Below are 24,562 nucleotides of genomic sequence, written 5' to 3' on the forward strand. Positions count from 1 at the left end.
CGGCGTCTCCGGGAACTTATCGTCTCTGTGTGTATCGCCGGACTGTTCTGAAGCTGCCCCTTTTACTGGCGGCGGGAACGGCTCTGGCTCAGGCGCCTCGGGCTTCGGCGGAGCCGCCGCGTGCCTCCGCCGAGTCCAGCAGGTGGTCGACTGACCGCGCCAACCGCTGGTATCAAGCCCAGGGGTGGCCGGTCGGCGCGAACTTCATCACCTCCACCGCGATCAACCAACTCGAGATGTTCCAGCCGGGCACCTACGACCCGCGGCGCATCGACACCGAATTGGGTTGGGCCCGACTGCACGGACTGAACACGGTCCGGGTTTTCCTGCACGACCAGTTGTGGGCCCAGGACGCCCGCGGCTTCCAAACTCGCCTGGCACAGTTCGTCAACATCTCGTCTCGGCATCGCATCAAGCCGCTGTTCGTGTTGTTCGACTCCTGCTGGGATCCGCATCCCCAAGTCGGTCGCCAGCATGCGCCGACCCCCGGGGTGCACAACTCCGGCTGGGTGCAGAGCCCGGGCGCTGATCGCATCGACGACAAGAGCTACACCCGCACGTTGCAGGACTACGTCACCGGCGTGATGACCCAATTCCGCAATGACGACCGGGTTTTGGGTTGGGACGTGTGGAACGAACCCGACAATCCCGCGCCGCAGTACGCCAGTGTCGAGCGCGGCGACAAGCTCGACCGGGTGGCGGACCTGCTTCCCCAGGTCTTCACCTGGGCGCGTGCCGTCGACGCTCGGCAGCCGCTGACCAGTGGCGTGTGGGACGGCGAGTGGGCGGACGCGTCGAGTCGCACCACGATCCAGAACATCCAGCTGGCCAACTCCGACGTGATCAGCTTTCACTCCTACGCCGGACCGTCGACTTTCGAGTCGCGCGTCGGCGAGCTCACCCCACATGGCCGCCCCATCTTGTGCACCGAGTACATGGCCCGGCCGCAGGGCAGCACGGTCGAATCGATCCTGCCAATTGCCAAGCGGCACAATGTCGGTGCAATCAACTGGGGTTTGGTTGCGGGCAAGACGCAGACCTACTTTCCGTGGGACTCCTGGAAGCACCCGTACTCAGCGGTCCCGAAAGTATGGTTCCACGACCTGCTGCGGCCGGACGGAACCGCGTTTCAGAACGACGAATCGCAGACCATCAGGACCCTGAGCGCCGCAACGGTCGGGTAGGCCATGACCGTCGCCAAGTCGATCCTGCTCTTCGCGCTGGCTGCGGTCTTGGAGATCGGCGGCGCCTGGCTGGTGTGGCAGAGCGTTCGCGAACACCGCGGATGGATGTGGGCCGGCCTCGGCGTGATCGCTTTGGGCGCCTACGGTTTCGTCGCGACTTTCCAACCCGATGCGCAGTTCGGCCGCGTGTTGGCCGCGTACGGCGGCGTGTTCGTCGCCGGTTCGCTGGCGTGGGGTATGGCGCTGGACGGATTTCGACCCGACCGGTGGGACCTGATCGGTGCGGCGGTCTGTCTGGCCGGCGTCGGAGTGATCATGTATGCGCCCCGCGGGCGCTGATCACTCCTTGTGTTCGACGACGCCCGTCGCGTGCTGCGCTCGGTCTTCATAACCCCGGCGGGCGTTGTTGTCGAGGTGGAGAAAGACCGTATCGTTGCCCATCTTCTTGTTGAGCCAGCGACGGCCGCGGTCCGACAGCAGCGTGGCCAGCGCGGCGAACGACTTGCCCCAACTCGGGACTGAGACTCGGGATTTCGGCTTGTCCAGCACTTTGACGATCGCCGCGGCGATCTCCGAGGGCTCCACCGGCTTTTGCGCCGAAGACGGCGTCGTCCCCGAGATCAGCTCGGTGTTGGTGAACGTCGGCAGCACCGCCGTGACCTTGACACCGTGCGGGGCGAACTCGTCAGACAGCGCGGTGGACAGTCCGACGACCGCGAATTTCGTTCCGGCGTAGACGACTTGGCCGGGCACCGCGACCATGCCGGCTAGCGACGCGATGTTGATGATGTGCCCGTCACGCCGTCTGACCATGTCCGGTAATACCAGCTGACAGCCGGTGAGCACGCCGTAGAAATTCACCTCGATCGATGAGCGGATCGCCTGCGGCGACTGCTCGAGAAACGGGCCCACCGGCATGACGCCGGCGTTGTTGATCAGCACATCGATGTGGCCGCCACCGTCGGCCCGCGCTTTGTCGAGGAACGCCGCGAACGACTCCCTGTCGGTCACATCAAGCGGATGGCCGCTGATCTGGCCGAGGCTGCTGATGCCCGCGACGGCACTCTCCAACACATCGATGTCCCGGTCGCCGATGACCACCCGGGCGCCGCGTGCCAGCAGCGCCTGCGCGGTGGCATACCCGATGCCGCGGGCGGCCCCGGTGATCACGATGGTTTTGCCCCTGATGTTGTCCATGCCGACGGACTTTACAGGTGTCAAGTCCGGCGTGGAACCACGCTGCGTGGGTATGGACGGCCGCACACCCCGGCCGATCGCTGCTGGTCAGCGGCGTCCGGGCGGTGCAACGCCGCACGGCTTACATACCGCCCAGCTAGCTATGGCGCATCTAGCGATTCGAACAGACTGTCTATTGTGTCGAAATAAACCTTCTGGTATTCCTAAGGGTGATATAGATACTAAAAGGATGAAATAGCCAGGTATGACCAAACATCGGTTTGACGTTCGGAGAGGAGATCGGTGAAGGCCACCGCGTTGAGCACAGCAGTCGGCGGGTTCTCCCTTCGGCAAGGCTTTCGCTGGTACGACCCCGACATCCAGGGCACGCTCATAGTTTCGCAGCCATCGGCCGACCCCGATCTGTGGGCCGAGTATGCCGCCGGCGCCATCCGCAGCTACCGCAAGCGTGACGTCGAGGGCGCCCTCGACATCGATGCGCTGCGCGACGGTGCGGACACTGTCATGTTCTGCGCCGTCGTCGACGAAGCCGGAGAGGTGGTAGCCGGACTGCGGGCCAAGGCGCTGCGCTCAGCCGACGATTCACATGCAATCGAGGAATGGGCCGGGCAACCTGGCCAGCAGGCCGTCCGGCAGATGATCGACGATCGGGTGCCCTACGGCGTGCTGGAGATGAAAGCGGGTTGGGTCACCGACGCCCCGGATCGGAATCCGTTGCTCACCAGTGCCTTGGCGCGCAGCTGCTTCTACATGATGGTCATGCTGGATTTCCAGTTCGGCATGTGCACGGCCGCGACGGCCATTCTGAACACCTGGCGTTCTTCCGGACCGGTGGTGGCGGCCATTCCGGCCACGCCATACCCCGACGAACGCTACCGAACCAAGATGCTGTGGTGGAACCGCCGGGACTTCTTCAACCACGCGCAGCCTAGGCAGATCGCCAAGATCGTCGAAGAGACAAAGGAATTGCTGCACGAGCAATTCCGCCGAGGCCAGATCGACACCAATCTGTCCGGACTGATACCCATCGCGCAGGCAAAAGCATTCCAAACAAACGACTTTCGAGGGCGGCACAGCGGCCGAATCCTCGTGCCCGACCACGTCCCGCTCTGAATAGCCGAAAAGGAAATACAATGGACAACAACAACGAACCCGTGTGGATCATGTTCATCACCGACACCGAAACCCGGGACAAGCTACTGAAATTCGGCAGCGGATCGCAGTGGCAAGTCGACCCCTCGACCGCCGCGGCGATGATCTTGGTCGGGGCGGCCGTGCGGATGCCGTCCGCTTTCGAGGCCCAGGCCGTACCCGGTATCGGCGGAATGGCCGCGAGCGCCTGAGGCAGCGCAGTGCTAGATCCCGAGATCCTTCGCGACGATCGTCTTCATGATCTCGGTCGTCCCGCCGTAGATCGTCTGGATGCGGGCATCGACGAACGCGCGCGACACCGGATACTCCCGCATGTACCCGTAGCCCCCATGCAGTTGCAGGCAGCGATCGGCGGTGCGGACCTGCAGTTCGGTGGTCCACCATTTCAACCGTGCGGCACGGGCCGCGGTCAATCCACCGTCCAGGTGCTCGGCGAGGCAATCGTCGAGATAGGTTCTGGCAATGTCGATTTCGGTAGCCAACTCGGCCAGCACGAACTGAGTGTTCTGTAGTCCGGAAATAGGGGAGCCGAAAGCATTTCGCTGCTTGACGTATCCGAGAGTTTCGGCCAGGACGCCTTCGGCGGCGGCCACCGCGCCGACGGCCAGCGAAAGCCGTTCTTGGGGCAGATTGTTCATCAGCTGATAGAAACCCCGGTTTTCCTCGCCGAGCAGATTCTCGACGGGAACCCGCATGTCGGTGAAGTTCAGCTCGCTGGTGTCCTGGGCGTGCAGACCGATTTTCTCCAGATTCCGGCCACGGCTGAAGCCCGGCGTATCGGGTTCGACCACCAGCAGTGATAGGCCCTTGTGCCGGTCGGGCGCGGTGCGGACGGCGATGACGAACACATCGCCGGTCTGACCGTTGGAGATGAAGGTCTTCGCACCGTTGACCACGTAGTGGTCGCCGTCGCGCACCGCGGTGGTGCGAATCCCGGCCAGGTCGCTCCCGGCGCCGGGTTCGGTCATTGCGATGCCGATGACCGTCTCGCCAGTGACGACTCCCGGCAACCAGCGTTGCTTCTGCTCGGCGTTGGTCAGATCGGTGAGGTAGGGCAGCACGATGTCGTTTTGCAGCGACAAGGCGATTGCCTCGGCGGCCGCACCGGCCCGCTGGAGTTCTTCGACCACGATCGCGTTGTAACGAAAGTCGTCGACTCCCGCCCCGCCGAACTCCTCTGGAACCGAAAATGCCAGCAGCCCAAGCTTTCCGGCCTCGGTGAACAGCGACCGGTCCACGCAGCCGGCCTTCTCCCAGTCTTCGTGGGCCGGGACGACGGTCTGCTGCACGAAGTCGCGCACCATATCGCGGAACTGCCGGTGCTCAGAGGTGTACTCCAGGCGCGCGTTCACCGGAAGGCATCCAAACCGGTGAAGGCCTGGCCGAGGATCAGCTGATGCATCTCCGGTGTGCCCTCGTAGGTGAGCACCGATTCCAGGTTGACCATGTGCCGGATCACCGGATACTCCAGCGATATCCCGTTGCCGCCCAGAATTGTTCGCGCGGTGCGACAGATCTCGATCGCCTCACGGGTGTTGTTCAGCTTGCCGAAGCTGACCTGCTCGGGTCGTAGGCCGCTGCTGTCCTTGAGCCGGCCCAGCTGCAGCGCGAGCAACAAGCCTTTGTGCAATTCGACGGCCATGTCGACGAGTTTGGCTTGTGTCAACTGGAATCCGGCGATCGGCTTGCCGAATTGGGTGCGCTGGCCGGCATAGTCCAGAGCCGCCTGCCACGCCGAGCGGGCGGCGCCCATCGAACCCCAGATGATGCCGTAGCGCGCTTCCGATAGGCACGACAGCGGCCCCTTGAGGCCTTTCACCTCGGGCAGCACAGCGTCGTCCGGCAGGCGCACATCGTCGAGCACAAGCTCGCTGGTGATCGAAGCCCGCAGCGAAAGCTTGTGGTGGATGGTGTTGGCGGTGAAGCCCGCCGTCTTGGTCGGGACGATGAAACCGCGCACCCCGTCGTCGGTCGTGGCCCACACAACGGCGACATCGGCGACCGAACCGTTGGTGATCCACATCTTGCGGCCGTTGAGAATCCAGTCCGACCCGTCGCGTCGCGCCCGGGTGGTCATCGACGCAGGGTCGGATCCGGCGTCCGGTTCGGTCAGCCCGAAGCAGCCGAGCAGCTCACCGGCGGCCATGCCGGGCAGCCACTGCTGCTTCTGCTCTTCCGAGCCGAATCGCCAGATCGCGAACATCGCCAGCGAGCCTTGGACCGACACCATCGACCGGATCCCGGAGTCGGCGGCCTCCAGCTCGGTGCAGGCCAGGCCGTAGTGCACCGACGACGCTCCGCCGCAGCCGTAACCCTCCAGATGCATGCCGAGCAGGCCGAGTTGTCCGAAGTGTTTGGCCAGATCGCGAACCGGCAGATCGCCGATCTCGAACCACTCCGCGACATGCGGGAGGACATGCTCGGCGCAGAACTGACGGACCGTGTCACGCACCGCGATCTCGTCGTCGGACAGTGAACCATCCAATCCCAGGGGGTCCTGCGGGTTGAAGTCGGGAAGTTTGCCAGTGCTCATCACCTCATCCTGCCACCGTCGGGAAGTGGCCTCGCCGGCGTTGGCATCGCCAGCGCCTTCGCGCTGGTGCTCGATGCGCATGCGCGCAGCGTCCGGTTCGACGTAATCGCAGCGGTCGAAGCGGTAGCGTCGCCGGTTGTGACGCCCCGCGATCATGGCGACCCCGGCGATGCGCCGTCGACTCCTGCGCCGCTGCGGCCCCCCACGCATTCGACTCGTCCGTCAGCCGCCGAGCAGGCGCGCACGATCGCGGCGTCGACCAACGCCGCGACGTTGGCGACCGTGACCGCCGACGGCGACCCGTGGGCGTCGTTCGTGACCTACGGGTTGCTGGGTGGACAGCCGGTGCTGTGTGTGTCGAATCTGGCCGAGCATGGTCGCAATCTGGCCGGCGACCCGCGGGCCAGCCTGTCGATCGTAGCGGTGGGCAACGGCGGGGATCTTCTGGACAGCAGCCGAATCACTTTGGCCGGCGTCGTCTTTGAGCCCTCTTCGGTGGAGCGCGACGCGGCCCGCACCGCGTATATCGACGCGGTTCCGGCCGGCCGGATTTTCGCCGACTTCAGCGACTTCACCTTCTGGGTGCTCGACGTCCAGCGGGTGCGCTGGGTCGGCGGTTACGGCCGAATGGATTCGGCCACTGGCGAGGACTACGCCGCGGCGGCACCGGATCCGGTGACCCCGAATGCGGCTGGTGCGATCACGCACCTCAACGCCGATCACGCCGACGCTCTGGCCGCCATGGCCCGCGCGTTCGGCGGCTATCCGGACACCGACACCGCAGTGTGCACCGGTATCGACCGCTACGGCTTGGACATCCAGGTGCACACCCCACGCGGAATCGCTTATACCCGCATCGGTTTCCCCGAACGGCTGAATTCTGCCGGCCAATTACGTTCGGTGACAGCCGAACTGGCCCGCGCGGCTGCTGCTGCCGGTAATCCCTAGTCGCAGTTCACGCACACTCCGGTCAACGACCGCTGCATGCCGCAACTGCAGAAGCTGCCCTCACGCCGGACGTCGCCGGAACGTTTGCCGCCAAGGCGCACTTGATTTTTCGGGTGCTCGACGTACCAGGTCCCCGTGCGTGAACTCGGCCCACGCCCTGTCCCGCTGTCGGCGACGCCGTTGATTTCCTGTTCGGTGGTGAAGCCGGTCGTATAGCCATGGTAGATATGCAGATCCGGCTGACCGTCGCGCCTCTTGGCCACGATGTACGGTTTGTCGGAGCTGAGGACCGCGCGGTACTCAGCGATACCGATCGCGTTGGCGACTCGGCGGATGAATGGATGGTTGTCTGCCGGGATGCGTGCCTTCGCCATCGCCGAGAGCAGTGACTCCGGCGGTTGCTCTGCTGTGGTCACGTTACTAAAGGATATCCGGCCGAGTCGATGACGTCGGGCCTCGACACCGCCGCGAAACGACAATTCAGCGGCCCGTAGTCAATTGGGCGCTAGCAATTCACGCGCCGAACATCTTCTGTCTGAAGAAGCGCCGCGAACGTCGGCTCACTCGTTGACCTTTCGGGTCAGCTAAATGCGGCGAGATGGGCGGTGATGAACTCCTGAACCGTCGTCGGCTTCTTTCCGCCGATGCGTTCGACGAGGTCGTTGTTGCCCGCGAAGATCCCGTTCCGGTAGTCGACGGCGACGTTGCTCAAGTGCTGGGCCAGGAATTCGGGAAAGCCCTGGGCTTTGATGCCGGCGATCCATGTCGGGATGTCTGTCGGCTCATAGCGCACCGGGCGTCCCAACGCTTCGGAGATGGCCTCGGCAATCTGGTGGTGATTCATCTCCACGGCGCCGAACAGTGGATAGACCTGACCGGCGTGGTCCTCAGGGTGCTCCAAGATCGCGGCGATGACGCGGCCCTGGTCTTCCGCCGTGATCGGGGCGTGCCGACCGTCGCCGAAGGGAAGACGCAACACACCTTCGTCCCGAATACTCTGCGCACCGAAGATCGTGAACCACTCGGCGAAATACGTTGGCCGCAAATGGGTTGCAGCGACCGGTGACCAGTCCAGGATCCGTTCGCCCAGCCAGTGGATTCGCGTAGCATCACTCGCAGCGCCCCGGCGCGCTGAGATTTGGGACATGTTGACGATTGCGGTCACCCCCGCCTCCGCGGCTGCCTGGGCGAACGTCGTCGTGGCCTCGAGCAGGCCGGGGCTGATCGGGTAGACGAAATAGGCCGCGCGGGCGCCTTTGGCGGCGTTCCTGACGGCGTCGATGTCGTGGAGGTCTCCGACGATGACCTCGGCGCCGCGGTCGCGCAATGTCGCGGCGCGGTCATCGAAGCGGTGAACCAAGGCTCGCACGCGATGCCCTCGTTCGAGAAGTAGTTGCGCGGCGTACCCTCCGGTCCGGCCGGCCGCTCCGGTGACGAGCAACGCTTGCTCGTCGGTGGGCTGTGTCGAGGCGAAGTCAGTGGTCATCAGCCGTCCCTCTCTTGAGCATTCACTGTCACATCTAGCTCTAACTAACTCAAGTGAGCATCCATTCCAATTTCGTGCCGAAGAATCACCGTGATGACGGGAATAAATGAGTTGTGAGCTGGCATCAGTCTTCTTCTGAAGACGCCAGCCCACTCCGTTCCTGACGCGGCTGGCGTTTGCCCCTGAGGCAGCGGTCATCTAAAACCACAGTGCACCAACATGTAAGTGAACCTGATCTTCGCTGTTGACTTGACAATACTAAAGTCAGCATCGATGGTTATCGATGTGGTTATCAACAGCAGAGGAGCCTCGATGACCGGATCAGTCGCACCCATTCTGGTGACCGGCGCTACCGGCCGTCACGGGTCCACTGGTGCGCACGTCGCGCGACGCCTGCGTGAAGAAGGCAGGCAGGTGCGGATCCTGGCCCGCACGCCAAGCGAGCGGACCGATGCCCTGGTCGCGCTGGGTGCCGAAGTGGTGATCGGAGATCTACATGATCGGCGCACCCTCGTCACGGCGCTCGCGGACGTCGACTTGGCGTATTTTACCTACCCGGTTGCCGACGGCATCGTCGCCGCGGCCGCCAACTACGCGGCCGCGGTTCGTGAAACAGGTTGCGCCGTGCGGACTGTCGTGATGTCGATGGCGCCGGCACATCCACAACATTCCAGCGAACTCGGTCGTGCCCAATGGCTTGCCGAGGAAGTAATGACCTGGGGTGGGCTCGACCTGCTGATCCTGCGGGTTGCCGCAATCTTTCATGAGAACATCCTCGCGCTGCACAGTGACTCGATCCGACGGGACAACCAGCTGCGCAACAGTTTCAGCGACAAGCCGGTCGGCTGGATCAATGGCAGCGATGCCGGAGAAGTCGCCGTCACCGCGCTGCTGCATCCCGAGCGGTTCGACGGTCCGATCTGCTACCCATCAGGGTCGGAGTTGCTCAACCACCACGAGGTCGCCGAGATCCTCAGCCAAGAGCTCGAACGCCCGATCAGCTTCGAGCCGATCTCGCCCGAAACTTGGCGTGAGGAACTCATCATCGTTTCGGAGAGTGATCCCGGCGGAGTTGTGAATCATGCGATGGCCGGGCATATCTCGAACGTCGGCGCCGCGGTCGCGGCTCGGGGTGCGCCGTCGGTCGAGTTCACCGATTTGACCCGGCTGATCAGCCGCACGCCTGTCTCGCTGCGAGAGTTCCTCCGCGCCAACCGTTCCGAGTTAGAGGTGACACCATGACCGATACCGTCGTAGCTCGACCCGACAGCGGTCAGGATGGCCTGCTACGCACACGAACCTTCAGCTGGGAGGATCCGCTGACCGGTGCGACGGCGGCCACCGAAATGACCGGTCTGGATTACCTCCGCGCCATGCAGGCCGGGAATCTGCCCGCACCACCGCTGCTGCACATGTTGGATATGAGGCTGGAGTCGGTCGAGTCCGGCGTCGTGGTGTTTGGCATGACGCCGTCGGAATTCCATTACAACCCAATCGGTTCGGTACACGGTGGGGTGTACAGCACACTGCTGGATTCTGCCGCCGGCTGCGCGGTGCATAGTCTGCTCCCCGCAGGCACGGGTTACACCAGCCAAGACCTGTCGGTGCGCTTCCTCGGTGCGATACGCGTGGACACCGGACCGGTGCGATGCACGGGCACGGTACGTCACCTGGGCCGGCGAACCGCACTGGCCGAGGCAACCTTGGAAACGACGGCCGGCAAGCTGTTGGCCACCGCGACAAGTAACTGCCTGATCCTGCGCCGGTGAGCGGCATCCATACTCTATTCAGCTTGTGCCACATGACGTCGTCGAGAAATGCCTACATCGCAAGGGATACTGCGTCTTTCAAGCTCTAGCAGGCTGCTGATATGTCGCCGGCGTCCATCGGTCTTTGGTGTCATTTTTCCTGCTCAACAGCGTCATCGGGCCCTCGATCTGGCTATGGAAAGGTATGGTCAGCGGGTAGGGTGGCGGCATGGACACAGCATCGGACGCGATGACTTTGACGGGTCGGCTGGCCGACGGTGACAGAACCGGCTACCGGGAAGTCTGCCCGATCGAACGTGCCCTGGACACCATCGGAACCCGGTCAGCGCTCATCCTGCTCCGCGAAGCATTCTGGGGCACCAGACGTTTCGAGGATTTCGCCCAGCGGGCTGGATTCACCGAGCAAATCGCGGCGACGCGCCTCAAGCAATTGGTGGACGCCGGAGTCCTGGCCAAGCAGCCGTACAAGTCGCCCGGACAGCGCACCCGCTACGAGTACGTGCTCACCGGGCGCGGCCGACAGCTGTTTCCGGTACTGGTCAGCCTCGTCGAGTTCGGGATGCTGCTGCAGGGCGACGCGCGACGGCTGGACCTGGTGCACGGCGACGGTTGCGGCGCGCCCTTGGTAACCCAGGTGCACTGCACCGAAGGCCACAGCGTGCAGCTCACTGCGACCGAGGCGCGTATCCGTCCCAAACAGCGGCGATAGCGCCCCGCCGTCCGGCGGTGATGATGACCCCTGACGGCCGGTCGCGACGGGCGTAGGGTACCGCGGCATGGAGCGTCGTCCAGCCTGGTTGGGCATCGATGTGGCCTGCGTGCTCGCTTTTTGTGCGGTCGGCCGCCGCAGTCACGACGAGGGGATCGACGTCGCCGGCATCGCCACGACAGCGTGGCCGTTCCTGAGCGGCACCGCGCTGGGGTGGCTGATATCGCGGGCCTGGCGGAGGCCGACGGCGGTCTATCCCACCGGGGTGGTGGTCTGGCTGTGCACGGTCGCGGTCGGGATGCTGCTGCGGAAGGCCACCGCCGCCGGCGTCGCCGCGAGCTTCGTCGTCGTGGCGTCATCGGTGACCGCGTTGCTGTTGCTGGGGTGGCGCGCGTCGACCCGGCTCCTGCGACGCGGTGAAAGGTCGGCGTGACCGTGACCCGAACAGACAACGACACCTGGGGTCCGGCCACCGGCGTCGGAACCACCGCCACCATGGTGGCGACCGCGCGGGCCCTGGCAAACCGGGCGGGCATGATCAGCGACCCGTTCGCCGAGCCGTTGGTCAGCGCCGTGGGGATGGAGTTCTTTACCAAGGTGGCCACCGGTGAATTGGCGTTGAGCGATCTCGGTGATAACAACGGATTGGCTTTGCTCACCGACCTTTTCGCGGTCCGCACCCGCTTTTTCGACTACTTCGTCACGGACGCCTGCCGGGCCGGCATCAGACAGGCGGTGATCCTGGCGTCGGGGTTGGATGCCCGCCCGTACCGGCTGTGGTGGCCGGCCGGCACGACGGTGTTCGAGATCGACCAGCCGCAGGTGATCGACTTCAAGACGCAGACGCTGCGCGGCCTGAACGCCACGCCGCGCACCCACCGGCGCGCGGCGGGTGTCGATCTTCGGCGCGACTGGCCGGAAGCATTGCGGCGGCTCGGCTTTGACGCCGGCCAGCCGACCGTGTGGATTGCCGAAGGACTGTTCATCGGGTTTCTGTCGCCGGCTACCCACGACCGGCTGTTCGACAACGTCAACGCGTTGAGCGCGCCCGGCAGCCGCGTGGCGGTGGACTTTCTGCCGGAACGGCAACCACCGGTCGCGAGCCAGGAACACGCGCTGGCGAATCGCTGGCGAGAATTCGGTTTCACCGGCGATATGGCCGAGCTCACCTATCCCGACGAGCATCACGACGCCGCGGAGTCGCTGGCTGCGCTCGGCTGGAGAACCGTGGTGACGGGTCTGGGTGACCTGTTCACCGCGACCGGGCTGCCGGGTTTGCGTCGTCAGGATCTTAAAGAGGCGCCGGTCGCAGGCCGCTATGTCCGCGCGGTCTTGACCTGACAGCCGGAATGCGGCGGATGGCGACACGTTAGACATGTAGTGATGACTCGACCCCGACACACTGCACCGCCGCAACGGCTCCGCTTCGTGGCGGTGGCGTTCGACGATGCGCGGGCCCAGCCGCTGCTCGACGAACTGGCCGTCGAGTACGCGCAGCGCTACGACAGCACGCCGCCGACCATCATGTCCTGGTTGACGTCGGTCCCGGTCGGCGAATTCGCACCTCCCGACGGCGGTTTTCTGATCGGCGAGCTGGACGGCACCCCAGTCACCGGGGGCGCGTTCCAGCGATTCGACGCCGAGACAGCGGAGCTAAAGCGGGTGTGGACCGACAGTGCGCATCGCCGTCGGGGGCTGGCCAGCGCGCTGCTGGCGGAGCTGGAAAGCGTCATCGCCGCCCGTGGCTACCGGCGGGTGTATCTGACGACCGGCCACCGCCAGCCCGAGGCCGAGGCGCTATACGAATCGTTCGGCTACACGCGTCTTGCCGAGCCGCTGGCGGCGCGCGGACCGGTCTTTCCGATCGCTTTCGTCAAGGAATTGCGATGACCGGCCAGTTCCAGCTGGGGGTCGCGCTCGACGGGTACGGCTGGCATCCGCAGGCGTGGCGCAGCACGCTGGCCGCCGATCCCGGGACCGGGTCGGTGCTCAGCGGCCGGTACTGGGCCGAGCTGGCGGCCACCGCCGAGCGCGGCCTGCTGGACTTCCTCACCATCGACGACACGCTGATGCCCCAGCCCGGACGCCGCGAGCCCATCAGCCCGCGACGGCTGGCCGGTCGCGGTGACGCCGTCCTGGTCGCCGCGCGCATCGCGCCGGTCACCCGGCACATCGGTTTGATCCCGGTGGCCACCGTCACCCACACCGAGCCGTTCCACGTGTCCAAGGCCATCGCCAGCCTGGACCACATCTCGCACGGCAGGGCGGGCTGGCAGCCCCGGGTGAGCTCGACCGCCCACGAGGCAGCGTTGTTCGGGCGGCGCCCCGCACCGCAGGACGGCGACGAGCTGTTCGACGAGGCCGCCGATGCCGTCGAGGTGGTCCGCCGGTTGTGGGACAGCTGGGAGGACGACGCGATCATCCGCGACGCGTCCACCGGGCGCTACATCGACCGGAACAAGCTGCACTATGTCGACTTCCGCGGGAAGTATTTCTCGGTGAAAGGCCCGTCGATCACCCCGCGGCCGCCGCAGGGCCAGCCGGTGGTCGCCGCGTTGGCGCATGCGCCACGCATCTACGAGTTCGCGGCGGCCAGCGCCGATCTCGTCTTCATCACGCCGACCGACAATGCGACACTCGACACCATCCTCGATGAGGTCAAGGCGGCCGGCGGCCAACACCTCAAGGTGTACGCCGATGTGGTGGTGACGTTCGGCGGCGACACCGAATTCGGTTCAGACGCACTTATTTTCGGCGGTAACCCAGCCGAGCTGGTCGACCTGCTGCTGGAGTGGCAGCGGCGTGGCGTCGACGGGGCGCGGCTGAGGCCGGCCATCAACGCCACCGACCTGCCGGTGATCGTCGACCACGTGGTGCCACTGCTGCAGCGGGCCAAGGTGTTTCGCGCCGGCTACACCGACGGCGAGACGCTGCGTCAGCGACTCGGCCTGCCGGTGGCGCCCAACCGATATGCCGAGGTGAAGCCTTGACCGTCCCCTTGTCGATCCTGGACCTGTCGCCGATCAGCGACGGCAGTGACGCCCCGACGGCTCTGCGCAACACGATCGATCTGGCCCAGCGCGCCGAACAGTGGGGGTATCGCCGGTTCTGGATCGCCGAACACCACTTCGTCGGCGTGGCCAGTTCGGCGCCGGCGGTGTTGATCGGGCAGATCGCGGCCGCTACCAACACAATTCACGTCGGTGCCGCCGCCGTGCAGCTGAGCCACACCACGGCAGCTGCGGTTGTGGAGAGCTTCGGGATGCTCGACGCGTTTTATCCCGGCCGCATCGACCTCGGCCTGGGCCGCGGGCAACGGCGCGACACCGGGTTCAAGCCCAAGCCGCCGTCGGCCAAGAAGGATCGTCCACCGCGGCAGTGGCGCGAAGTCGACGGTGTGGTGATCCCGCTGCCGTTCGACCTGCGTGGGCTGCTCGACACCGAGCGTGTGATGGCGACGATGGAGATCCTGCAGCAGCCGGAAGCGGTGTCACCGGATTTCGCCGACCAGCTCGGCGACATCCTCGCGATGCTCGACGGCACTTATAAGGCCGGCGATTTCGACGTGCACGCGGTTCCGGGGGAGCGGTCCGGGCTGCGGCCGTGGATTTTCGGCAGCACCCGCGGGCAGAGCGCCCGGCTGGCCGGCACGTACGGTCTGCCGTTCGTCGCGAGTTATCACATCACCCCGGCCACTGCGCTGGAAGCGGTTGAGGCATATCGCGATACGTTCGTCCCCTCAGCGACTCTCCAGGAACCTTATGTCGTGGTGTCCGCTGATGTCGTCGTCGCCGAAGACAGCGCCACGGCCAAACATCTCGCGGCCGGCTACGGACAGTGGGTGTACTCCATCCGCACCGGGGTTGGGGCGGTGCCTTATCCGCGTCCGGGCGACTCCCGACCGCTCACCGACGAGCAGTTGCCCGTGGTGAAAGACCGACTCGAGACGCAATTCGTCGGCGATCCGGACGAGGTCGCGGAGCGGCTGTCCGCGCTGCAACGGCTGTCCGGCGCCGACGAGCTTGTCGTCACATCGGTGACCCATGACCACCGCGATCGGCTGCGCTCGCATGAGCTGCTGGCCCGGCGTTGGGGAATCGGCACATGAAGGTCCGAGAAGGCAAGCACCGCAAGCCTATTCACCTGGCTGCGCATTTTCCCGGAGTCAACAACACCACCGTGTGGACCGACCCGGCGTCGGGCAGTCAGATCGAGTTCGAGTCGTTCGTACACATGGCCCGCACCGCCGAGCGCGGCCTGTTCGACTTCTTCTTCCTGGCCGAAGGTCTGCGACTGCGCGAGCATCGCGGCAAGATCTACGACCTGGACGTGGTGGGCCGCCCGGACACGTTCACCGTGCTGGCCGCGCTGGCCGCCGTCACCGATCGGCTGGGGCTGACCGGAACCATCAACACCACCTTCAACGAACCCTTCGAGGTGGCAAGGCAATTCGCCACCCTTGACCACCTGTCGGAGGGTCGCGCGGGCTGGAACATCGTCACCTCGTCGGACGCATTCACCGGTGAGAACTTCCGGCGGGGCGGCTTCCTCGACCACGCCGACCGCTATGCGCGTGCCGAGGAATTCCTCAGCGTGACACGCGACTTCTGGGACAGCTGGGCGCCCGACGCCGTGCTGGCCGACATCGATGCCGGAACCTACGTCGACCCCGGCCGCGTCGCGACCGTCGATCATCACGGGGCGCAGTTCGACGTGCGCGGAGTCGCAACGCTGCCCGCCGGCCCGCAGGGGCATCCGATCTTGTTGCAGGCCGGCGATTCCGACGAGGGCCGAAACTTCGGCGCGCATTACGCTGACGCGCTGTTCACCCTGCACTCGACGCTGGAAGCCGGTCAGCGCTACTACGCCGACGTGAAAGGGCGGGCGGCATCCTTCGGCCGAAATCCCGACCAGCTCAAAGTGTTTCCGGCAGCGACGTTTGTGCTCGGCGACAACCCTGACGAGGCCGCCGAGAAGGCGCGGCACATTCAACACCAACAGGTGAGCGGTCCGACGGCGATCGCGATGCTCGAACGGATCTGGGGCCGCGACCTTTCCGAGTACGACCCCGAAGGGCCGCTGCCGACAGAGGATCCGACCGGCGACATCAGCATCACCCAGGGCCGCGTCCGCCACGGCGATCCCTTCGAGGTAGCCCGCAGCTATCGCGAACGCGCGGAGGCCGAGAACCTGTCGATCCGCGAGTTGATCGTCGCCGTCACCAGCCGACAGCAGTTCGTGGGCACCGCTGATCAGATCGCCGACGAGATCGACCAGTACATCCAGGGCGACGCGTGCGACGGGTTCATCCTGGTGCCGCACCTGACTCCGCACGGCCTGGACGACTTCGTCGACCAGGTGGTGCCGCTATTGCAGGAGCGTGCCGGGTTCCGCACCGAATACCGCGGCCACACACTGCGAGACCACCTCGGGCTGGCGAAAGAGCCGTAGCCGGGACGTCACGTCACACCAACCTCAGGAGTCTCAACGAGTGGGCATGTAGTGACTTTCTGATTTGACGACGCATGCGGTATCACCGAACCGCTGGGTGCCGACGGGTGATATCGAATATGACCACGTTTTTGAAAAGGGTTGTGTCCCATGACTCCGATGCGCATGTGGCCGGTGTTATAGCGCCAATGCGCTTGCCCGATTGGCCGCATCGCGGATCGGACCCCGCCACAGGTCGCCGTGGCCGGGAGCCAGAACCTCGGTATCCAGCAGCGCCAGGGCAGCCAGGCTGCGTACGCAACCGTCCTGATCATGACTGAACATCGCGGGCAGCAGTTGCGGTCCGCTGCGCGTGAGCAGCGCATGCCCGGTCACCAGCGCGTCGCCGCTGGCCAACACGCCGTCGACCAGATACGAGCAGTGACCGCCGGTGTGGCCCGGCGTGGGGATGGCCATCGGGTGACCCGGCAACTGTGCGGCCACCTCGGCGGTCAGCGGCTGCGCGGTCGGGATGCCCTCACGGCTGAGCCCGCCGTCGCGGACCAGGTGCGCCGTCCACAACGCCCAGCGGGGTCGCCAGATCCGCATCGCGACATCCAGCGGCGACGCCTGCTCCAGATACTCACGCTTGGCGTGCCCGACCTCATCGGCATGGCAATAGACCGGGGTACCAAGGGTTTTGGCGAACCAGATTGCCGAACCAAGGTGATCGATGTGGGCGTGGGTGAGCAGGATCGCCCGCACGTCGTCCGCTTGATATCCCAGTTGCCGCAGCGAGGCCAGCACGTCGTCGCGATCGCCCGGATAGCCGGCGTCGATCATCATCACGCCGGAGTCATCGGTGACCAGCAGCCAGTTCACCGCACCACCCTGGACGAGATGCACATGCTCGGTGACGGCCGTCAACACCGGTGCCATGCCCCAGAGCGTAGACAAGAGGGAGTAGAAACGACATCGTGGCTGAACTCAAACTTGGATATAAGGCGTCGGCGGAACAATTCGCGCCACGCGAACTCGTCGAGCTGGCGGTCGCCGCCGAAGAGCACGGGATGGACAGCGCTACGGTCAGCGACCACTTCCAGCCGTGGCGGCACGAGGGTGGCCACGCGCCGTTCTCGCTGGCCTGGATGACGGCGGTCGGTGAACGCACCAAGCGGCTCCAGCTGGGGACTTCGGTGCTCACCCCGACCTTCCGGTACAACCCCGCCGTGATCGCGCAGGCGTTCGCGACGATGGGATGTCTGTACCCGGATCGCATCTTCCTCGGCGTGGGCACCGGCGAGTCACTCAACGAGATCGCCACCGGGTACGAAGGCGAGTGGCCGGAGTTCAAAGAGCGCTACGCGCGACTGCGTGAATCGGTGCGGCTGATGCGTGAGCTGTGGCTGGGCGACCGGGTCGATTTCGAGGGCGAGTACTACCACACCAAGGGTGCCTCCATCTACGACGTGCCCGACGGCGGCATCCCGATCTACATCGCCGCGGGCGGTCCGCAGGTGGCCAAGTACGCGGGCCGCGCCGGCGACGGCTTCATCTGCACGTCCGGAAAGGGTGAGGAGCTCTACAAGGACAAGCTCATCCCCGCCATGCGGGAGGGCGCGGAGGCCGCGGGCAAGAATCCCGACGACATCGACCGGATGATCGAGATCAAGATCTCCTACGACACCGATCCCGAACTGGCACTGGAGAACACGCGATTCTGGGCGCCGCTGTCGCTGACGGCCGAACAGAAGACCAGCATTCACGACCCGCTCGAGATGGAGAAGGCGGCCAACGAATTGCCGATCGAACAGGTCGCCAAGCGCTGGATCGTGGCCTCCGATCCCGACGAGGCGGTCGCGAAGGTGAAGGACTATGTCGACTGGGGTCTGAACCACCTGGTGTTCCATGCGCCGGGTCACGACCAGCGCCGCTTCCTGGAGCTGTTCCGCAACGACCTCGAGCCCCGGTTGCGACGGCTGGGCTGACCGCAGCGTGGCTGCTTCCAGTCCCGGCATCTACATCGCGGCGCCGGAGGGCGACACCGGCAAGTCGACGATCGCGTTGGGGATCGTGCATCGGCTGGTGTCGACGGTGGCCCGCGTCGGGGTGTTCCGGCCGATCAGCCGGGCAGGCGACGACCGCGACTACATCCTGGAGCTGCTGCTGGCCCACGCCACCGCGGGCCTGCCCTACGAGCGCTGTATCGGCGTGACGTACCAGCAGTTACACGCCGATCGCGACGCCGCCATCGACGACATCGTCGAGCGCTATCACGCGGTCGCGGCGGAGTGCGACGCCGTTGTCATCGTCGGCAGCGACTACACCGACGTGGCCAGCCCGGCCGAGCTGAGCGTGAACGCGCGCATCGCGGTGAATCTCGGCGCGCCGGTCGTGCTGGCGGTGCGGGCCAAGGGCCGCAGCGCAGAGCAAGTCGCCCAAGCCGTCGAAGTGTGCCTCGCCGAACTGAACGCCCAGCATGCCCACACCGCAGCGGTGATCGCAAACCGTTGTGAGCCTATGGAATTGACCGCGATCGTCGAAGCGCTGCGGCCTCTGGCTCCGAGAGGCTACGCCGTGCCCGACGAGCCTCTGCTGGTGGCGCCGACGGTGGCCGACTTGGAGGCCGCCGTCGCCGGAACGCTGCTCAGCGGCGACACCGCGCTGATGAGTCGCGAGGTGATGGACGTCGTGGTCGCGGGTATGACGGCCGATCATGTGCTCGAGCGGCTGGCCGAAGGCGTGGCGGTGGTCACCCCCGGCGATCGGTCGGACGTGGTGTTGGCGGTGGCGAGTGCCCATGCGGCCGAGGGCTTTCCGTCGTTGTCGTGCATCATCCTCAACGGCGGATTCGAATTGCACAGATCGATCGAGAGACTGGTCGCCGGCCTGCGGCTGCGGTTACCCATCATCACCACCTCGCTGGGCACCTACGAAACGGCCAGCGCGGTCGGGTCGGCCCGCGGACGGGTCACCATGGCCTCACAGCGCAAGATCGACACCGCGCTAGAACTGATCGACAGCCATGTCGATCTCACGGACCTGTTGGCGCAGTTGGCGATTCCGATCCCCAAGGTGACCACGCCGCAGATGTTCACCTACCAGCTGCGCGAGCGGGCCCGTTCCGATCGCAAGCGCATCGTGCTACCAGAAGGCGACGACGACCGGATCCTCAAATCTGCCGGTCGGGTGCTGCAGCGGGGGATCGCCGACCTGACGATTCTTGGCGACGAAAGCCAGATCCGTTCCCGCGCTGCCGAACTCAGTGTCGACCTGGACGGCGCTGCTGTGTTCGACCCGCGTACCAGCGACCTGTGTGACCGGTTCGCCGAACAGTACGCCCAGTTGCGCGCCAAGAAGGGCGTCAGCGTCGAGCAGGCCCACGAGATCATCCACGATGCGTCGTACTTCGGCATCATGCTGGTGCACAACGGGATGGTCGACGGCATGGTGTCCGGTGCATCGCACACCACCGCGCACACGGTGCGACCCGCGTTCGAGATCATCCGCACCGCCCCCGGCATATCGACGGTCTCCAGCATCTTCTTGATGTGCCTGCCGGACAAGGTGCTGGCCTACGGCGACTGCGCGATCGTCCCCGATCCGACGGTCGAACAGCTCGCTGACATCGCGATCAGTGCTGCGCAGACCGCCGCACAATTCGGCATCGAACCGCGTGTGGCCATGCTGTCGTACTCGACCGGCGAATCCGGCACGGGTGCTGATGTCGATAAGGTCAGGGCGGCAACCGAATTGGTGCGCAGCCGGGCACAGCGGATCCTGGTCGAAGGCCCGATCCAGTATGACGCCGCCGTCGAGCCCTCGGTGGCGGCCACCAAGCTTCGCGACTCGCCTGTCGCCGGTCGGGCCACCGTGCTGATCTTCCCGGACTTGAACGCGGGCAATAACGCCTACAAGGCGGTGCAGCGTAGCGCGGGGGCGATCGCGATCGGCCCGGTGCTGCAGGGTCTGAACAAACCGGTGAACGACCTGTCCCGCGGCGCCCTGGTCGAAGACATCGTCAACACCATCGCGATCACCGCGATCCAGGCTCAGGGTATTCATGTTTAGACGGGTGTTGGTGCTGAACTCCGGCTCGTCGTCACTGAAATATCAACTGATCGAACCTGATTCGGGCACGTCGCTGGCCGACGGCATCGTCGAGCAGATCGGTGAACCTTCGTCTGGCGTTGCCGACCACGGCGCGGCGCTGCAAGTGGCGTTCGAGAAGTTGTGCGACCAAGGCATCGACCTGAACGCCTGCGGGCTGGCGGCCGTCGGGCACCGGGTGGTTCACGGCGGGCCGGTCTTCTACCGGCCGACCGTCATCGACGACGCGGTTATCGCCGAGCTCGAGCAGGTTTCCGTCCTTGCGCCGCTGCACAATCCGCCCGCTTTGCAGGGTATCGAGGTCGCGCGCGCGATGCTTTCCAGTGTGCCGCACGTCGCGGTGTTCGACACCGCGTTCTTTCACGATCTGCCTGCCGCTGCGGCGACCTACGCGATCGACCGTGAACTCGCGAAGAAGTGGCATATTCGGCGGTACGGATTTCACGGGACCTCGCATCGCTACGTCAGTCAGCAGGCCGCGGCCTTCTTGTACCAGCCATGGGAGAAGCTGAATCAGATTGTGCTGCATCTGGGCAACGGCGCGTCCGCATCGGCGATCGCCGGCGGTCGCCCTGTCGACACCTCGATGGGTCTGACCCCGTTGGAGGGCCTGGTGATGGGCACCCGCAGCGGTGACATCGACGCGGGCATCGTGAGCTACCTGCATCGCGAGGCCGAGATGAGCGTCGATGACATCGAGTCGATGCTCAACCACCGTTCCGGACTGCTGGGGTTGGCCGGCGAGCGTGACTTCCGTCGGCTGCACCAGATGATCGAATCGGGCGACAGCTCAGCACGATTGGCCTACGACGTGTTCATTCACCGGTTGCGTAAGTATATCGGCGGGTACCTGGCCATCCTGGGCCGCACCGATGCGATCAGCTTCACCGCCGGGGTCGGGGAGAACGCCGCTACGGTGCGCCTGGATGCACTGAGCGGGCTGGAGGGGTTGGGTATCGAGATCGATGAGCGGCGAAACGCGGCTTCCGGCAAGGGCGCTCGGCGGATTTCCACCGAAGCCTCGGCGATCGCCGTTCTGGTGGTCCCGACCAACGAGGAGTTGGCCATCGCGCGGGACTGCATGCGCGCCATCAAGGCCTGACACCAAGCACTCCGGCGCGAGGGACGCCGGAGTGCCCCGCCTCCTCCAGATCAGAGCGCGGTGAAAGCTGTTCTGCAGCTCTAGCTCGTCTGGCTGTGGCATTGTTACTCGGATGGATGCGGGTCGGGAGTCGGATCTCGACGATCCATTCGAAGCTGCGATTGACGAGGCGCTGAACTCTTTACCAGCCGATCTCCGTGCGGAGGTGGGCAACGTGGCGATCCTCGTCGAGGATGAGCCTCCGGACGGGCGGCTGCTCGGCATGTATAGCGGCGCGCCGCGGGCCGTGAGAGGAATCATATTCGGGCCGGGCGGAATGCTCCCGGCCAAGGTCTGCATCTTTCGCGGGCCGATCACGCGACTCGCTGCGGGCGACCCCGAACGATTACGCCGCGAGGTCAGACACGTCGTGCTCCGCGAGCTGGCGCACTACTTCGCTGTTAAGTGAGCGAAGTTAATCGAGCTCGATTGCTCCTAAGTTGCAACCGAACCAACTAGCAACGCCATGAGCCTGCCCGGCGGTCTTGCCAAGCCTCTTGGCCTCGAAACTAGCCGGAGTCCTATTTCGCTTTCAACGGTGGAAGCCCAGCAGGTAAATCACCAAGACGCGTCGCCACAACCGGTGTCGTCGACACAGTGCCGGAACGACCGCATTCGTTCGATTCGATCAAATCGGATTCCTGACCCTTGAATGTGCCGTCGGCGAGCTGCATCAATTCCATGGTTGAGCGCCTCGTGTCATGTCCCGGCTTACCGGCTACACAATCCTGTGAGACGCGGTTGGGGGGATCACTGATCCACTGCCCGTTGATTAAACGAAGCGATTGCATCTTCTGCTTGCCTATGTTCGGCGCGACCTGAGTGTGGGTGGTGTTGTCGAGCCGTGTGCCTACCGCGATGCACGATTGCGGTGGGCAGGCGGATTGGAAAGCCCACCATTCTGTTTCGACAACGCTGTTTTTTGGTGTGGGGGTTGAAACGGTCCCATCTGGTGTACGAGTGGCGCCTTCGCCTAGATAGCGGTCAACGCGATACGTGCCATCAATGGGACCTTTTGCGGGCGGTTGGCCAGGCGGCCGCGGCGGTTGCTTGAGTACGTTGACAAGTGCTAAAACGGTTCCGCCGACCAAAACGAATAGAAGTGCGCTCCATATTGCTGCCTCGGCCAAGCGTTGCCGAACGGAGCGGCGATTGATGTCTGGGACAATGTCTTCCGTATCCTCCTGCGGCCACACTGACGGCGCTTCGGCCGGCTCAGCCTCGCTCGGCACCACCTCTTTGCTTTGCTCAGTCCGATCATTCAGATCTTGAGCAGCAGGGATGTCCTTGGGCTCGGTCACCGCAACGTGCCTGCGTCGAACTCGTGCTTGGTCGCGTAAACAATTTCGCAAAAATTCGGCGGGCCTAATAGAAATGTTCTCCACATTGCAACGAGTCTACGCGCGGAAGGGAACGCACTCGGAGATTTCTGAAAGAATCTCGCGCCTTGTCGTCGAACAGTCGCTGCGTCTCTTCGACCGACAGTCATCGATGACACTTGTACTTCACACTGACGCAATTGATAGCGCAGACCCGATGGGTCTGCGACGACTCCCAGTTCAGGCGACCATCCGCCTCTGTTATGGCGCGGTGAGTGGCAAGCGGAGGCGAATCTAATTCGACCAACGCAACCGAAAAGCCCAAACAATCAGATCAGGCCAGTCGCCTCTAAAATCGATGACGGATGGCGGTCGCGAGATGATCGAACCTTGTAGCTACAGATACGAGCCAGTGGTTCTGTTATTCCGCAGTATCGTCCACCTGACTTCATTCACTCTTCTGGCTTTCCCTGCGCAGCTAGAGCCTGGTTTAGCCGCTGCCGTATCTCCGGATCATGATCGCGTAGAGCCCCGGCTTTCCTAAAAGAGTCCTCGGCTTTTGAAAAATCTTGTGTCAAATGGTAGAGCTGCCCGAGAAAATGCGCGTAAATCCAGTTGTCTGGTGCGAATTCAGCAGCTTTTGCTCCTGCGGAGATAGCACCGTTAACGTCGCCTTGCATGTAGAGGGTCAAGCAGAGTACGCGATAAGCTTCCGCCGAACGCGGAGCCATCGCGATAGCGTTTCGTGCCGCCGCCTCGGCACGATCAAGCGGTCCTGCATTACTCCGGGTGTATTCCGCAAGTCTCCACCATAGGTCTGCCTGCCCCCTGCTCCGGGCGTACGCTTCGCCCAGTGAGACCCGGTCCTCGATAGGAAGAGGCGCCGAATTCTTGCGGATGAAGGCAACCCCGAGAGGGGCGAATGCAATTTCTTCTATGCTATCCCGAAGATCCCCCTGCGGTCCCTGATTGATTGAGGGGGCGGTTTGTCCGGTGACAGGCGGAGTTTTCTCGGTAAACAGAAATCGAACCGCATCGAAAAGGTAATCGGGTGGAGATATCTCGGTTTCTCCCAGCCAGGTATTCGGCCTAGATCTGAGATGGACGAACATGTCCTCTATAACGTACAAACCCCCTGGCGGCAGCGATGGGAATAATTTTTCAAAAGTAAAGATGATATGGTGCGCCAAATGAGATCCGTCATCTATGATGATGGTCGGGCTGTATCGCTCCGTCAATCCGAGCAAAAAATCTGGGTCGTCCTGCGACCCGATCTCTATCGTCACACGATCATCCTCAAAACGCTTACATGCAGGCTGAATGTCAACACCTATAAAACGTGCTTTAGTGAAATACTGTTTCCAGAGCTCAAGAGATAAACCCGTGTCTACCCCAATCTCCAGAATCTCAATATCTAAGCCCCTAAATTCTGATAGATGCCGCTCATAATGGCGGAGAATATCAACCCAGCGGGAGCTCTTTGCCGTCCCTTCCATAAAACCGGCGACATCGAGCGCTCCGCGCGTTATTTCAAAATTCACTGGTAGCCTCTCGTTTCTATGGGCTTATGGACTACGTAATGGT

General features: G+C 64.2%; 26 protein-coding genes. 18 read left to right on the plus strand and 8 right to left on the minus strand.

The genetic code is table 11. The features are described from left to right. Positions 1-29 precede the first annotated feature (29 nt). Complete coding sequence (locus G6N27_RS18915; protein WP_163778962.1) at positions 30-1,184, plus strand: cellulase family glycosylhydrolase; 1,155 nt, start codon at positions 30-32, stop codon at positions 1,182-1,184. A gap of 3 nt (positions 1,185-1,187) precedes the next feature. Then, a complete protein-coding gene (locus G6N27_RS18920; protein WP_163778964.1) occupies positions 1,188-1,523 on the plus strand; it encodes a YnfA family protein in 336 nt (111 codons plus the stop codon). Here G6N27_RS18920 and G6N27_RS18925 read toward each other — a convergent pair whose 3' ends face one another. Next, positions 1,524-2,381: an SDR family oxidoreductase gene (locus G6N27_RS18925; RefSeq protein WP_163778967.1), complete on the minus strand. Its 858-nt coding sequence runs from the start codon at positions 2,379-2,381 to the stop codon at positions 1,524-1,526. A gap of 282 nt (positions 2,382-2,663) precedes the next feature. Here G6N27_RS18925 and G6N27_RS18930 point away from each other — a divergent pair, with 282 nt between their 5' ends. Then, positions 2,664-3,494 (plus strand): hypothetical protein, encoded by an 831-nt coding sequence (locus tag G6N27_RS18930; protein WP_163778970.1) that lies wholly within the window; start codon positions 2,664-2,666, stop codon positions 3,492-3,494. Positions 3,495-3,514: 20 nt separating this feature from the next. After that, positions 3,515-3,724: a hypothetical protein gene (locus G6N27_RS18935; RefSeq protein ID WP_163778973.1), complete on the plus strand. Its 210-nt coding sequence runs from the start codon at positions 3,515-3,517 to the stop codon at positions 3,722-3,724. A gap of 12 nt (positions 3,725-3,736) precedes the next feature. On the opposite strand, the gene G6N27_RS18940 is transcribed toward G6N27_RS18935, so the two are convergent. Continuing rightward, positions 3,737-4,885: an acyl-CoA dehydrogenase family protein gene (locus G6N27_RS18940; protein ID WP_163778975.1), complete on the minus strand. Its 1,149-nt coding sequence runs from the start codon at positions 4,883-4,885 to the stop codon at positions 3,737-3,739. Next, complete coding sequence (locus G6N27_RS18945) at positions 4,882-6,066, minus strand: acyl-CoA dehydrogenase (protein WP_163782005.1); 1,185 nt, start codon at positions 6,064-6,066, stop codon at positions 4,882-4,884. Before G6N27_RS18945 ends, G6N27_RS18940 begins: the two co-directional genes overlap by 4 nt. A 138-nt stretch (positions 6,067-6,204) precedes the next feature. Between G6N27_RS18945 and G6N27_RS18950 the strand changes: the two genes are divergently transcribed. Further along, a complete protein-coding gene (locus G6N27_RS18950) occupies positions 6,205-7,014 on the plus strand; it encodes a HugZ family pyridoxamine 5'-phosphate oxidase (protein WP_163778978.1) in 810 nt (269 codons plus the stop codon). On the opposite strand, the gene G6N27_RS18955 is transcribed toward G6N27_RS18950, so the two are convergent. Then, positions 7,011-7,430, minus strand: a complete 420-nt coding sequence (locus tag G6N27_RS18955) for a hypothetical protein (protein WP_232064683.1) — start codon at positions 7,428-7,430, stop codon at positions 7,011-7,013. The genes G6N27_RS18950 and G6N27_RS18955 overlap by 4 nt on opposite strands. Before the next feature lie 164 nt (positions 7,431-7,594). Continuing rightward, positions 7,595-8,500, minus strand: a complete 906-nt coding sequence (locus G6N27_RS18960) for an NmrA family NAD(P)-binding protein (protein ID WP_163778981.1) — start codon at positions 8,498-8,500, stop codon at positions 7,595-7,597. A gap of 312 nt (positions 8,501-8,812) precedes the next feature. Here G6N27_RS18960 and G6N27_RS18965 point away from each other — a divergent pair, with 312 nt between their 5' ends. From G6N27_RS18965 to G6N27_RS19005, 9 genes are all read left to right on the plus strand, one after another. Then, positions 8,813-9,742, plus strand: coding sequence for an NmrA family NAD(P)-binding protein (locus tag G6N27_RS18965; RefSeq protein ID WP_163778984.1), 930 nt, complete (start codon positions 8,813-8,815; stop codon positions 9,740-9,742). Beyond that, a complete protein-coding gene (locus tag G6N27_RS18970; protein ID WP_179963303.1) occupies positions 9,739-10,269 on the plus strand; it encodes a PaaI family thioesterase in 531 nt (176 codons plus the stop codon). The genes G6N27_RS18965 and G6N27_RS18970 overlap by 4 nt, the downstream gene beginning before the upstream one ends. Before the next feature lie 208 nt (positions 10,270-10,477). Next, positions 10,478-10,978 (plus strand): winged helix-turn-helix transcriptional regulator, encoded by a 501-nt coding sequence (locus tag G6N27_RS18975; protein ID WP_232064685.1) that lies wholly within the window; start codon positions 10,478-10,480, stop codon positions 10,976-10,978. Between the two features lie 67 nt (positions 10,979-11,045). Beyond that, the gene (locus tag G6N27_RS18980) at positions 11,046-11,411 is read left to right on the plus strand and encodes a DUF3054 domain-containing protein (protein ID WP_163778987.1); all 366 of its coding nucleotides are present in this window, start codon (positions 11,046-11,048) and stop codon (positions 11,409-11,411) included. A gap of 2 nt (positions 11,412-11,413) precedes the next feature. Then, positions 11,414-12,319 carry an SAM-dependent methyltransferase gene (locus tag G6N27_RS18985; protein ID WP_163778991.1) on the plus strand — a complete coding sequence of 302 codons (906 nt, stop codon included), beginning with the start codon at positions 11,414-11,416 and terminating at the stop codon, positions 12,317-12,319. 42 nt (positions 12,320-12,361) lie between these two features. Next, positions 12,362-12,868, plus strand: coding sequence for a GNAT family N-acetyltransferase (locus G6N27_RS18990; protein ID WP_163778995.1), 507 nt, complete (start codon positions 12,362-12,364; stop codon positions 12,866-12,868). Continuing rightward, the gene (locus G6N27_RS18995; protein WP_163778998.1) at positions 12,865-13,968 is read left to right on the plus strand and encodes an LLM class flavin-dependent oxidoreductase; all 1,104 of its coding nucleotides are present in this window, start codon (positions 12,865-12,867) and stop codon (positions 13,966-13,968) included. Before G6N27_RS18990 ends, G6N27_RS18995 begins: the two co-directional genes overlap by 4 nt. Then, positions 13,965-15,086 (plus strand): LLM class flavin-dependent oxidoreductase, encoded by a 1,122-nt coding sequence (locus G6N27_RS19000; protein ID WP_163779001.1) that lies wholly within the window; start codon positions 13,965-13,967, stop codon positions 15,084-15,086. The genes G6N27_RS18995 and G6N27_RS19000 overlap by 4 nt, the downstream gene beginning before the upstream one ends. Then, the gene (locus tag G6N27_RS19005; protein ID WP_163779004.1) at positions 15,083-16,429 is read left to right on the plus strand and encodes an NtaA/DmoA family FMN-dependent monooxygenase; all 1,347 of its coding nucleotides are present in this window, start codon (positions 15,083-15,085) and stop codon (positions 16,427-16,429) included. Before G6N27_RS19000 ends, G6N27_RS19005 begins: the two co-directional genes overlap by 4 nt. 177 nt (positions 16,430-16,606) lie before the next feature. Here the strand turns inward: G6N27_RS19005 and G6N27_RS19010 are convergent, their stop codons facing one another. Beyond that, positions 16,607-17,347 carry an MBL fold metallo-hydrolase gene (locus G6N27_RS19010; RefSeq protein WP_163779007.1) on the minus strand — a complete coding sequence of 247 codons (741 nt, stop codon included), beginning with the start codon at positions 17,345-17,347 and terminating at the stop codon, positions 16,607-16,609. Between the two features lie 38 nt (positions 17,348-17,385). On the opposite strand from G6N27_RS19010, the gene fgd reads away from it, so the two are divergent. The 4 genes from fgd to G6N27_RS19030 all read left to right on the plus strand — a co-directional run bounded on the left by fgd (position 17,386) and on the right by G6N27_RS19030 (position 22,068). Beyond that, positions 17,386-18,396, plus strand: coding sequence for a glucose-6-phosphate dehydrogenase (coenzyme-F420) (fgd, locus tag G6N27_RS19015; protein ID WP_163779010.1), 1,011 nt, complete (start codon positions 17,386-17,388; stop codon positions 18,394-18,396). Further along, the gene (gene pta / locus G6N27_RS19020) at positions 18,317-20,479 is read left to right on the plus strand and encodes a phosphate acetyltransferase (protein WP_163779013.1); all 2,163 of its coding nucleotides are present in this window, start codon (positions 18,317-18,319) and stop codon (positions 20,477-20,479) included. Before fgd ends, pta begins: the two co-directional genes overlap by 80 nt. Next, complete coding sequence (locus tag G6N27_RS19025; protein WP_163779017.1) at positions 20,472-21,620, plus strand: acetate kinase; 1,149 nt, start codon at positions 20,472-20,474, stop codon at positions 21,618-21,620. Before pta ends, G6N27_RS19025 begins: the two co-directional genes overlap by 8 nt. Positions 21,621-21,732: 112 nt before the next feature. Next, positions 21,733-22,068 carry a metallopeptidase family protein gene (locus G6N27_RS19030; protein ID WP_163779020.1) on the plus strand — a complete coding sequence of 112 codons (336 nt, stop codon included), beginning with the start codon at positions 21,733-21,735 and terminating at the stop codon, positions 22,066-22,068. 112 nt (positions 22,069-22,180) lie between these two features. Here G6N27_RS19030 and G6N27_RS19035 read toward each other — a convergent pair whose 3' ends face one another. Continuing rightward, a complete protein-coding gene (locus G6N27_RS19035) occupies positions 22,181-22,960 on the minus strand; it encodes an Rv2253/PknI dimerization domain-containing protein (RefSeq protein ID WP_163779023.1) in 780 nt (259 codons plus the stop codon). 470 nt (positions 22,961-23,430) lie between these two features. Continuing rightward, positions 23,431-24,519: a hypothetical protein gene (locus G6N27_RS19040; protein ID WP_163779026.1), complete on the minus strand. Its 1,089-nt coding sequence runs from the start codon at positions 24,517-24,519 to the stop codon at positions 23,431-23,433. Between the last annotated feature and the right edge of the window lie 43 nt (positions 24,520-24,562).

This window comes from Mycobacterium cookii, assembly GCF_010727945.1.
In the GTDB taxonomy this organism is placed as follows: Bacteria; Actinomycetota; Actinomycetes; order Mycobacteriales; family Mycobacteriaceae; genus Mycobacterium; species Mycobacterium cookii.